General features: G+C 68.4%; 9 protein-coding genes and 2 rRNA genes. 1 reads left to right on the forward strand and 10 read right to left on the reverse strand.

Features of this window, described 5'->3' with window-relative positions; all coding sequences use genetic code 11:
• The first annotated feature begins 62 nt into the window (after positions 1–62).
• Positions 63–1,361 (forward strand): 3-phosphoshikimate 1-carboxyvinyltransferase, encoded by a 1,299-nt coding sequence (aroA, locus tag VGP60_RS14835; RefSeq protein WP_327548574.1) that lies wholly within the window; start codon positions 63–65, stop codon positions 1,359–1,361.
• Positions 1,362–1,480: 119 nt separating this feature from the next.
• On the opposite strand, the gene VGP60_RS14840 is transcribed toward aroA, so the two are convergent.
• From VGP60_RS14840 to VGP60_RS14885, 10 genes are all read right to left on the reverse strand, one after another.
• Positions 1,481–2,428, reverse strand: coding sequence for a copper transporter (locus tag VGP60_RS14840; RefSeq protein ID WP_327548575.1), 948 nt, complete (start codon positions 2,426–2,428; stop codon positions 1,481–1,483).
• Positions 2,425–3,609 carry a putative cytokinetic ring protein SteA gene (steA, locus tag VGP60_RS14845; protein ID WP_327548576.1) on the reverse strand — a complete coding sequence of 395 codons (1,185 nt, stop codon included), beginning with the start codon at positions 3,607–3,609 and terminating at the stop codon, positions 2,425–2,427. The genes VGP60_RS14840 and steA overlap by 4 nt, the downstream gene beginning before the upstream one ends.
• Positions 3,610–3,724: 115 nt before the next feature.
• Positions 3,725–5,551, reverse strand: a complete 1,827-nt coding sequence (recN, locus tag VGP60_RS14850) for a DNA repair protein RecN (RefSeq protein WP_327548577.1) — start codon at positions 5,549–5,551, stop codon at positions 3,725–3,727.
• 44 nt (positions 5,552–5,595) lie between these two features.
• Positions 5,596–6,534 carry an NAD kinase gene (locus VGP60_RS14855; protein ID WP_327548578.1) on the reverse strand — a complete coding sequence of 313 codons (939 nt, stop codon included), beginning with the start codon at positions 6,532–6,534 and terminating at the stop codon, positions 5,596–5,598.
• The gene (locus VGP60_RS14860; protein ID WP_327548579.1) at positions 6,531–7,352 is read right to left on the reverse strand and encodes a TlyA family RNA methyltransferase; all 822 of its coding nucleotides are present in this window, start codon (positions 7,350–7,352) and stop codon (positions 6,531–6,533) included. The genes VGP60_RS14855 and VGP60_RS14860 overlap by 4 nt, the downstream gene beginning before the upstream one ends.
• A 4-nt stretch (positions 7,353–7,356) precedes the next feature.
• Positions 7,357–7,536, reverse strand: a complete 180-nt coding sequence (locus VGP60_RS14865) for a hypothetical protein (protein ID WP_327548584.1) — start codon at positions 7,534–7,536, stop codon at positions 7,357–7,359.
• A gap of 105 nt (positions 7,537–7,641) precedes the next feature.
• Entirely contained in the window at positions 7,642–8,652 is a 1,011-nt protein-coding gene (locus tag VGP60_RS14870; RefSeq protein ID WP_327548580.1) for an HAD-IIA family hydrolase, read from the reverse strand.
• Positions 8,645–10,714 carry a hypothetical protein gene (locus tag VGP60_RS14875; protein ID WP_327548581.1) on the reverse strand — a complete coding sequence of 690 codons (2,070 nt, stop codon included), beginning with the start codon at positions 10,712–10,714 and terminating at the stop codon, positions 8,645–8,647. Before VGP60_RS14875 ends, VGP60_RS14870 begins: the two co-directional genes overlap by 8 nt.
• A 95-nt stretch (positions 10,715–10,809) precedes the next feature.
• Positions 10,810–10,926: ribosomal RNA gene (gene rrf / locus VGP60_RS14880) — 5S ribosomal RNA — on the reverse strand.
• 116 nt (positions 10,927–11,042) lie between these two features.
• Positions 11,043–11,398 (reverse strand): 23S ribosomal RNA (locus VGP60_RS14885); the annotation flags it as partial.

The following is an 11,398-nucleotide window of genomic DNA, read 5'->3' on the forward strand; positions in this document are numbered from 1 at the left end:
CCCACCCGTCGCCCGTCCACCACCCCTGATCGAAACGCCGCCGCGCTACTAGTCTTATCCACGTGACTGACGCGGGTTCCCTCGAAAACAGCTGGATCGCACCGGTCGCGGAAGGCCCGCTCGACGCGGCCGTCCGTGTCCCGGGCTCGAAATCCATCACCAACCGGGCCTACGTGCTGGCCGCACTGGCGAGCGCCCCCACCCGGGTCCGGGCGCCGCTCGACTCCCGCGACGCACGCCTGATGCTGGACGCGCTCGCGATGCTGGGCGCCCGCTCCGAGCACACCGCCGACGGCGTCCTGGTCCATCCCGCCGCCTCGGGTCAGCGCGGCGCGGACGAGACGGTGACGATCGCGCTCGGCAACGCGGGCACAGTCGCCCGCTTCACCCCCGCTCTCGCCGCCCTCGGTTCCTCCACCGTCATCTTCGACGGCGACGAAGCGATCCGCAGGCGCCCGATCGGCCCCCTCCTGGCCGCGCTGCGCGACCTGGGCGCCGACATCGAAGACGAGGGCCGCGGCGCTCCCCCGTTCACCGTGCGGGGCAACGGTGGCCTGCGAGGCGGCAAGGTCAACCTGGACTCGTCGGCTTCCAGCCAGTTCCTGTCGGCGCTGCTGCTGGCCGCTCCCGCGTTCGACGCGGGCGTCACCGTCCGGCTCATCGGCGGCAACCCGCCCAGCGAACCGCATATCGCGATGACCCTCGACATGCTCCGCCGCTTCGGCGCCACCGTCGAACGCGACGGCGCCGAGTTCTATGTCGCCCCCGGGCAGCTCTCGTGCCCCGGCTACGTCGTCGAACCGGACCTCTCGACAGCCGCCCCCTTCGTGGTCGCCGCGGCGGCCGCGGGCGGCACCGTCCGCATCCCCGGCTGGCCGCAGCACACCACCCAGCCCGGCGACTGGATGCGCAGCCTCCTGACCGAACTGGGCGCCACCGTCGAACTCGACGCCCGCGGCCTCACCGTCACCGGCGGCCCGACGATCCACGGCGCCAACCTGGATCTGCACGAAGTCGGCGAGCTGACCCCGGTCATCTCGGCCCTGCTGTGCTTCGCGGACTCGCCCTCGGTGATCACCGGCGTCGCCCACCTCCGAGGCCACGAAACCGACCGCCTCACCGCCCTCGCAACGGAATTGTCTGGCCTCGGCGCGAAGGTGAGCGAAACCGATGACGGCCTGAAGATCACCCCCGCCCCCATGCACGGCGGCGTGTTCCACACCTACGACGACCACCGCCTGGTGATGGCAGGCGCTGTCCTGGGCCTCCGCGTCCACGGCGTCGAAGTCGAAAACCCCGCCACCGTCGGCAAAACCTTCCCCGACTTCGTCCCCACCTGGACAACCATGCTCGACGCCTAGCCACCCACAGCCAACGCGACCACGGCACCCGCACCCCTGGTTATTACCCCAAAGCGGCGTTGGGGGCACTCAACGCCCCCAACGCCGCTTTGGGGTAATCATCGAAGACCCTCTGCGAACTAACTCCCGCTCGGCTTGACCCCGGGGGCCGGACTCTGCGCGTTACCAGCGATCCCATAACGCCCCGAACCACCGTCAAGCTGTTCCTGCAGCGCGAGGATCGCGGTGATCCGCCCCGCCGCCGAATCGACGTTGTCGACGGTCGAAAGGATCGAAGTAGCCGAAGTGTCCGCCCGCACCACACCGATCGGCCCGGTCCCGTCCGCCGATCCGGTGTCGCCCGCCAGAACAGTGCCGGCACCGGAACGATCCATCTGGGTCGCGAACCGCGCGATGGTCGCCGCCCGATCCCCGGCACCGTCGCCAACAGCCTGGCCGCCGGAAAGGACGATCCCCAGTTGCGCCGGGCGGACGTTCTGGCTGGGCTTCACGAAACCACCGTCGGTCAGCCCGCCGAGCGCGGCCGCCAGCTCGTCCGGTGAGGACTGCTGGTTGGCCGTGTCCTTGTTCAGCAGCAGCACCGAACCCAGCAGCGCACCGGCGAGGGTGCCCGGGTCGCCCGCGGTCGGGAACTGGACGCCGGCGGGCTGCAGACGGGTGACCACCTGCCGAAGCTGGTCGGCCTTGGCTGGATCGGCGAAAGCCTCGGTCAGCTGGACCTCACCGGTGACAGTGGCCCCCGATTGGGTGATCAGCTGCTTCAGCGCGTCGCGGTCGGCGGGCTTCGCCTCTTCGGTGGTCACCAGGACCACCGTGCGCTTGTCCAGCGCGCCGGCGACGATCTTCGGGCCTACCGAGCCGGAAAAGGAATCCGCGTCGGCCAGGCGTGCGTTCACCGCGCTGTTCTGGCCCTGCAGATCCGAGACCTGCTTTCCGAGATCGCTCTTCTCGTTGGAGAGGCCCGAAAGGAGCGAACCGTTCAGGGCGGTGGAGCCAAGGACAACGCCGATGGCCAGTGCCAGGAAGCAGGCGGCGATGGAAACGACGTGGTACCGCAGAGAAATCACTTGAAGAGCCCCTTGACCCAGCTTGTGAACGAGTTCCAGGTGGACTGGATCCAGTCGAGATAAACCGATCCGACATCGGAGACGAGCAGGGCCGCGACGACCACGACCATGGCGGCGAGCACCAGCAGCACGATCGCGCCGATCGACACGCGGCTGCGGTGCAGAGTCGCGACGGCCTTGCCGTCGACCAGCTTGGTGCCGAGCTTCAGCCTCGTCAGGAACGTCGACGGGTTGGAGCCCGAGCGGCCCTGGTCGAGGAATTCCCGGAGCGTGGCGTGGAAACCGACGGTGACGACCAGGCTCGCCTCGTGCGCGTCGGCCAGCAGCAAGGCCAGGTCTTCGGAGTTGCCGGACGCGGGGAAGGTGACCGCGCCGATACCGAGATCCTGGATGCGGCCGATACCGGGGGCGTGGCCGTCCGGCTGCGCGGGGACGACGACCTCGCTACCGCTCTTCAGCGTTTCCGAGCCGATGCCCTGCGGGTCGCCGACGATGATGTCCGGCGTGTAACCCTGCGCCCGCAAGGTGTCGGCACCGGCGTCGACCCCGATCAGGACCGGGCGGTGCTCGGCGATGTACTTCTTGAGTTTCTTGAGGTCTTCGGCGTGCCCGTTCCCGGACGCGACGACCAGGACGTGCCGATCGCGCAGCGGTACACGGACTTCGGGCACACCGACGCCGTCGAGGATGAGTGTTCGCTCGCGGCGCAGGAATTCGATCGTGTTCGCCGAGAAGGCCTCGAGCTGGGTCGACATCCCGGCCTTGGCCTCGATCATCTGATCGGCGATGCTCTCGCGGGTCTGCTCGATCCCGTCGGCGATCTGCCGCCCGCCGACATAGACCACGCCTTCGAAAAGGCGGATCTTCGTGCCGTCCTTGAGGCTGCGCAGGATCTCGCCACCGACACAGTCGATGAGCGGGATCCCGGCGGCGACCAGGATTTCCGGGCCGAGGTTGGGAAACCGCCCGGAGATCGACGGCGAAGCGTTGACCACACCCGCGACCTCGGCGTCGACCAGCGCGTCGGCCGTGGCACGGTCGAGATCCAGCTGGTCCAGCACGACGATGTCACCGGGGCTGATCCGGCGCAGCAACTCACGCGTGCGTCGATCGACCCTGGCCACCCCGCTGATCCCGGGGAGGGTCTCGGTGTTCCGGGCGAGCAAGCCGGTGAGCTTCATGAGACTGATGGTGACAAATGGACGCGCGATGATGTGGCCGCCACGCCGACGAATACCGGTGCGTCTTCTGACGGCCTTGCACGACCTCTGCGATTACTGCCAGGCGAAACGCTCGCTATTTCTGCTTTTTCTTAGCCGCCCCGTCACTTTTCTTCTTGGACGCCCGTGCAGCTCCAGGCGCCTTTTCGGACGCGGCCGCGAGCTTGTCCGCCTCGGCGACGGCGAGCAGTTCTTCGGCGTGCGCGAGCCCGGTCGCGGTTCCGTCCATTCCGGCGAGCATTCGGGCGAGTTCCTGCCCGCGTTCGGCTTGGGCGAGCACGCGCACCCCACTCCGGGTGATACCGCCGCTGGTGCCCTTGTCCACCACGAGGTGCTGATCGGCGAACGCGGCCACCTGCGGGAGATGGGTCACCGCCAGGACCTGGTGACTGCGGGCGAGCTTCGCCAGCCGCCTGCCGATCTCGATCGCGGCCCGGCCGCCGACCCCGGCGTCGACCTCGTCGAACACCAGTGTCGGCACCGTGTCGGCGTGGGCGAGCACCACCTCGATGGCGAGCATGACGCGCGAGAGCTCACCACCGGACGCGGCCTTGTGGACCGGCAGCGGCGGGGCGCCATTGTGCGCGCGCAGCAGCAGCTCGACGTCGTCGACGCCGTCGGGCCCGGCGTGCACCAGGTTGCCGAAGACGGTCAACGCGTGCGAATCGTTCTTCTCCACGGGCCGCTGCTGCACGGTGATGTCGATCTCGGCCTGGCCCATCGCCAGGCCGGACAGCTCCGCGCTGATCTCGTCGGCCAGCGCCGTCGCGGCCAGCGCGCGGACGCCGGAAAGCTTCTCGGCGTGCTCGGACAGGTCCGCGGCCAGCTCGTCGCGACGTGCGGCCAGCGCGGCCAGCGCCTCTTCCGAAGTGTCCATTGTGGACAGTTTCTGCCGGGACTCCTCGGCCCAGGCCAGCACGCCGTCGATATCCGCGGCGTACTTCCGGGTCAGCAGCTTCAGCTCGGTCTGCCGGGCGAGCGACTTCTCCAGCGCCTCGGGATCGGCGTCCAGTGAATCGAGATAGCTCCCGAGCTCCGCGCCGACGTCGGCCAGCAGCGCGGCGGCCTCGGCCAGCCGGGGCTCGAGCTCGCGCAGCACGGAATCCTCCGAGGTGCCCAGCGAGCGCCGGGCTTCGGACACCAGCCCGAGCGCGCCGGGAACATCGGCGTCGCCGTCCGGCGCGCCGGAGACCTGGGCCTGGGCGCTGAGCGCCGCGGCACGCAGCTCGTCCACCGCGGCGAGCCGCTTGATCTTCTCGGTGAGTTCGGTGTCCTCACCCGGAACGGGCTGGACCGCGTCGATCTCGGTCAGACCGTGGCGCAGCATGTCGGCCTGCTGTGCCATTTCACGCGATCGAGTGGATCTTTCGACGAGTTCGGTGGCGACCGCGATCCACTCGTCACGCACCGCGCGGTACGCCTTGAGCGGTTCGGCCACGTCTTCACCGGCATACCTGTCGATGACGGCACGCTGCTCGGCGGGCCGCAGCAGGCGGAGCTGATCGTTCTGGCCGTGCACGGCCAGCAGCTGTTCGGACAGGTCGGCGAGCACCCCGACGGGCACCGAACGCCCGCCGAGATGGGCGCGCGATCGGCCGTCGACGGCGACCGACCGCAGCGCGATCACGCTGCCGTCCTCGTCGACCTCGGCACCGGCGTCGGTGATGATCCGGGCGGGCGTTTCGGCGCCACCCAGCTCGAACCGGCCTTCGACGGAGGCCTTCAGCGTCCCCGTCCGCACCTTCGACACCTCGGCACGACCGCCCGAGAGCAGGTGAAGGCCGGTCACGACCATCGTCTTACCAGCCCCTGTCTCCCCCGTGACCACGGTGAATCCAGGATGGAACTCCAACAGGGCGTCCTCGATGACTCCGAGGCCCTGGATACGCATCTCGGCAAGCACGGGGCCAACGGTAGTGGCCCCCACCGACAGTTCGCACGATCGGGCTAGGCGAAGTCGCCGATTTCTTCGCCGGACGCCTGGCGTTCACGCCAGCTCTTCACCGGAAGCCCGAACTTGTGGACCAGCCTGTCGGTGAACGGACCGTTCCACAGCCGGACCAGCCGCACCGGCACCCGGCCGCAGACAACCGTCACCTTGGTGCCCTTCGGCAGGTCGAAATGACGCGATCCGTCGCAGGTCAGGACCGCGGACGAGCCGTCGGGGTCGATGCCGACGGTGATCACCGAGTTCTTCGAAACCACGAGCGGACGCGAGAACATGGCGTGCGCGTTGCTCGGCACGACGAGCAGTGCCTCCACGTCGGGCCAGATGATCGGCCCGCCGGCGGAGAAGGCGTAAGCGGTCGAACCCGTCGGCGTGGCGCACAGGACGCCGTCACAGCCGAAGGAGGACACGGGCCTGCCGTCGACCTCGATAAGCGCGTCCAGTACCCGCTCCCGGGTGCTCTTCTCGACGCTGGCTTCGTTCAGCGCCCAGGTCTCCGCGACGACCTTGCCGTCCAGCGTCGCCGTGACGTCGATCGTCATCCGCTCTTCGACCTGGTAGCGGCGCTCGATCACGCGCTGCATGGTGTCGACGAGCGCGTCGGAATCGGCCTCCGCGAGGAAGCCGACCCGGCCGAGGTTCACCCCCAGCACCGGGACACCGGCCGTGCGCGCCAGCTCGGCCGCCCGCAGCAGCGTCCCATCCCCGCCGAGGACGAACACCAGCTCGGTACCCGCCGCGGGATCGTCGTCGGTGGCCACCACCGAGCACAGCGAGTCCACGCAGAAATCGGGGTTGATCAGCTCCATCACTTCTTTGTCGAGCACGCGCAGCATGATCCCGGCGGCGGAGAAACAGGCGGCCACCTGGCGGGCGGCCGATCTGGTCTTGTCGTGGTCCGGGTGCACGACGAGCAGCACCTCGCGCTGTTCGGTCACTGAGGGCCCTCTCGGACGGCGGTGCGGACGAGCTGATCGACGTCGGCCGTTTCCACAGTGGACTCGCCCGCGCTTTGCCGCAACCAAACGAAGTACTCGACATTTCCGGACGGCCCGGGAAGCGGGCTGGCGACCACACCGTGGACGCTCAGGCCGAGCCTGGCGGCCTCGGCCAGGACGTCCAGGACGACCTCGGCGCGCAGCTCGGGATCACGGACCACACCGCCGCTGCCGAGCCGGTCCTTACCCACTTCGAACTGGGGTTTCACCATCGGCACGAGGTCCGCGCCGGGCTTCAGGCACGACACCAGCGCGGGCAGGACCAGCTTCAGCGAGATGAACGAAAGATCACCGACCACCAGGTCGACCTCACCGCCGATTTGTTCGGGTGTAAGGCTCCGCACGTTTGTTTTGTCCAGCACGACGACACGCTCGTCGGTGCGCAGACGCCAGTCCAGCAGGCCGCGGCCCACGTCGGCGGCGATGACCGTCGACGCGCCGTCGCGCAGCAGGACGTCGGTGAAGCCGCCCGTGGACGCGCCCGCGTCCAGGCATCGCTTGCCCGTGACGGAAAGCCCGTGCGGCTTGAACGCTTCGAGAGCGCCAAGAAGCTTGTGCGCGCCGCGAGACGCCCAGCCGGGGTCGTCCTCGCTGCGGACGACGATCGGGGCATCGGCTTCGACTCCCGTGGCGGGCTTGGTGGCGACCATGCCACGCACGCTCACCTTGCCCTCGGAAATCAGCGTCGAGGCGTGTTCGCGCGAACGGGCCAGCCGCCGTCGCACCAGTTCCGCGTCCAGGCGGGCCCGTTTGGGCACGTGCTCAAACCTTGTCGATGCTGGACAGCGCCACCGTGAGCTCGGTGTGCACCGCGTCGAAGCGCTCGACGTGTTCGGACAGCGGCAGGTTCTCGAGGTTGTCGAGCCCACTCACCGCTTCTTCGATACCGGCGCGGGGATCGGCCTGCTCGGCGGGAACCTGAGCGGGCGGCGGTCCGGGCATCGGCCGGGGAACGGGATTCTGTTGCTCGTACACGGGGTCATTATTTATCAGCGACGCGCAGCGTCTCCGCTGAGGGTGGTGGTGGGCGACGGGTGGGCAAGCCGATCAGCTGGCGCTCTTGTCGGTCAGACTCAGTTCCGCGAGTGCCGAACGCGCTGTTTCGCCGTTCGCGCGGACCGCCGTAATGCCCGATTCCCAGGCCGTCTGGCACAGGGCGCGCAGCAGTTCGAGCTTGTCCGAATCGCCTGTTCCCTCGACGACGAGCACGTCGTCCTCGACCGAGATCTTCCACGCCTCACGCGGGCCCACCTCGACGCGCTCACGAGGCTCACGAAGGCCAGTGAGGTCCTCCGCGATGAAGCGGGGGCGCTCGGACGGCACAGCGGCCATCAGGGTCGCCGGAGTGGCCACCCCGGTCAGCACGGCGAAGCTGTCGAAGCCCGCCGCGTTGGCGCCGGCGATGTCGGTGTTGAGCCGGTCACCGACGACGAGTGGAGTGCGAGCGTCCGCGGACTCGGCCGCGGTGAGGAACAACGGCGGCTGTGGCTTGCCCGCCACGATCGGCTCGCTGTCCGTCGCCGACCGCAGCACGGCCACCATGGAACCGTTCCCGGGCAGCAGGCCGCGTTCCGACGGCAACGTCGTGTCGATGTTGCACGCTACCCACAGCGCGCCCGCCCGGATGGCCAGGCACGCTTCGGCCAGGATGTGCCAGTCTGTGTCCGGCGAGTGGCCCTGCACGACGGCGGCGACGTCCGGCCCGAACTCGCGAACGGGCCGGAGACCGGCTGCGGTGACCTCGGCCTCAAGCGACTTCGCGCCCACCACCAGCACTTCGGCGTCGGCGGGAAGCTTGTCGCGCAGCACCGCGGCCGCGGCCTGGGAACTGGTGTTCACCTCCGCGACCTCGGCGGGGATGCCGAGCTCGCGGAGGTGGCTGACGGCGTCTTCCGGTGCCTTCGAAGCGTTGTTCGTGACGAACCGGACGGGCACCCCGTGCTCCCGGATCTCGGCGATGACCTCCGCCGAGCCGGGGAACACGTGCGTGCCCTGGTACACGGTGCCATCCAGATCGAACAGCACCGCGTCGTAAGCCGCCGTCAGCGCGTCACTCATCGACGTCTTTGGTCGTGCCCTCTTCGGCAGGGTCGTCCAGAGCGGAAAGCTCCGAAGCGCGCTCGGCCGAATCCGTCTCGTCCTGCTCGTCGGCGTCGTTGGCGTGCATGAACCACTGGATGGCTTCTTCACGCCGGCCGGCGGCCGCGAGGTTGTCGGCGTAGGCGTAGAAGAGCCGGCCGCTCCACGGTTCGCGCTTCTTGGGGTCGAGGTCCGATCCCTGCAGGGCGACGACGGCCGCGTCGATCTGGCCGAGGTCGCGCCGGGCACCGGCCGCGACGATCTTGAGCTCGATCTGGATCGCCTTCGGCAGCGACGCCTGGTCGACCTCCTTGGCGAGGTCGAGTGCCCGCTCCGGACGGCCGATCGCGCGCTCCGAGTCCGCGATGATCGCGATGTGCTCGTCGGTACGGGTCATGCGGCGCACCGCACGCAGCTCCGAGAGCGCCTCGGACCAGTTGCCGGCGTGGTACGAGACGAGCCCGAGGGCTTCGCGCACGATCGGGATGCGGGAGGCCTTGGCCTTCGCGTACTTCGCGTGCTCGAGAGCGGCGTCGGGATCGGTGTCCATCAGGCCACCGGCCGCGACCAGGTGCTTGCCGACGGTCTCCGCCAGGCCCTTGGGCAGGGTGCGGAGCTCACGGCGCATGTCCTCGTCGAGGTCGGAGAACTCGATGCCTTCCGGGAGCTCGGGTGCCGCGAGCAGCTCCCTGGCGAGCTCGTAGTCGTCCTTCGGGCGCTCCTTCGCGCGGGGCGGCGGCACGGCGTCACGGTTCGAGCGGAACTCGCGGCGCTTGTCGTCGTCCCGGCCGCGTGCGGGCCGGTCTTCGGACTTGCGCTCGTAGCTGCCCGAGGAACGCGGCTTGTCGTCACGGCTGGAGCTGCTGGGACGCCGGTCGTCGGAACGTCCCTGGTAACCACCGGTCGAGCGCGGCTTGTCATCCGACTTACCCTGGTAGCCGCCGGTGCTGCGAGCGGGCCGGTCGTCCGGCTTGCGGTCGTAGCTGCCGGAGGAACGCTGGGGGCGATCGTCGGATTTGCCCTGGTAACCGCCAGTGCTGCGAGCCGGCCGGTCATCGGAACGGCCCTGGTAACCACCGGAAGAACGCGGCTTGTCGTCGGACTTGCCTTGGTAACCACCGGTGCTGCGAGCGGGCCGGTCATCGGACTTGCCCTGGTAACCACCAGTGCTGCGCGCCGGGCGATCGTCGGAACGGCCCTGGTAGCCGCCGCTGGAACGCTGGGGGCGATCGTCGGATTTGCCCTGGTAACCGCCAGTGCTGCGAGCGGGCCGGTCGTCGGAGCGACCCTGGTAACCACCGCTCGACTTGCCCTGGTAGCCGCCCGAAGAGCGCTGCGGACGGTCGTCCGAACGCCCCTGGTAACCACCGGAACGCTGGGGGCGGTCATCGGATTTGCCCTGGTAACCGCCGGAAGAACGCTGCGGACGGTCGTCGGACCGGCCCTGGTAACCGCCGGTGCGACGGTCGCCAGAACCACTGTCGGACCGGCTGTCGGAGCGGTTGCCCTGGTAACCGGTGCTGCCACCACGGCTGTCGTTGCCACGGTAAGAAGAAGAGGAGCGGCCGTCGTCGGACTTCCCCTGGTAACCACCAGTGGACTTGCCCTGGTAACCACCGGTGCTGCGCTGCGGACGATCGTCACGCGAGCCGCCGGAACGACTGTCGGAACGGTTTCCCTGATAGCCGGCGCCACTACCGCCGGGACGGTAAGGCGCCTTGCCCTGGTAACCACTGCCACCGCTGCTGCCGGAACTGCCGGCGCGCGGGCCGCGGTCACTGGAGCTCGAACCACTGGTTCCGCGGCTACCCTGGTAACCACCACTTGCACCGCGATCGCCGCGGTCATCACGACGGGGACGGCCCTGGTAGCCACCATCTCGGCCACCGCGGTCCTGCCTGCCACCGCCGGCGCCGCCGCTCGAGCCGCGCTTGTCGCCGCGTGGGGCGTCGGAACGACCTCCACGGGGACTTGAATCACGACGAGCAGGCCGTCCAGACGCGGCATCACCCTCTGAGTCACGTCGAGGGAACTCGGACACCCTGGCCTCCTGCCAACGAAAAACACTTGATACATACACGTAGGGCCCGCTAGGACGAGCCAACTGGCTATCCTAACGGGCCCTACGGAAAGGGTGTCCGGCGGTGTCCTACTCTCCCACAATCCTTCGACTGCAGTACCATCGGCGCTACCAGGCTTAGCTTCCGGGTTCGGAATGGGACCGGGCGTTTCCCTGGCGCTATAACCACCGTAACTCTACGAAACAACCTCACCACCAGCAAACCACGACACACAACCGCGTAAACGGTCCTGCGCCTGGCTCACCGGGTGTGGTGTTTCAGAGCTGTAGAGTGGATGCGTAGCATTTTTGTGGCAAGTCCTCGGCCTATTAGTACCAGTCAACTCGACAACACATTACTGTGCTTCCATTTCTGGCCTATCAACCCAATGGTCTCTTGGGGGCCTTAACCCATCAAAGGGTGGGATACCTCATCTTGGAACAGGCTTCCCGCTTAGATGCCTTCAGCGGTTATCCCTTCCGAACGTAGCCAACCAGCCATGCCACTGGCGTGACAACTGGCACACCAGAGGTTCGTCCGTCCCGGTCCTCTCGTACTAGGGACAGCCTTCCTCAAGTATCCTACGCGCGCGGCGGATAGGGACCGAACTGTCTCACGACGTTCTAAACCCAGCTCGCGTGCCGCTTTAATGGGCGAACAGCCCA

Origin of the sequence: Amycolatopsis sp. (assembly GCF_036008905.1) — a bacterium.
Taxonomy (GTDB): domain Bacteria; phylum Actinomycetota; class Actinomycetes; order Mycobacteriales; family Pseudonocardiaceae; genus Amycolatopsis.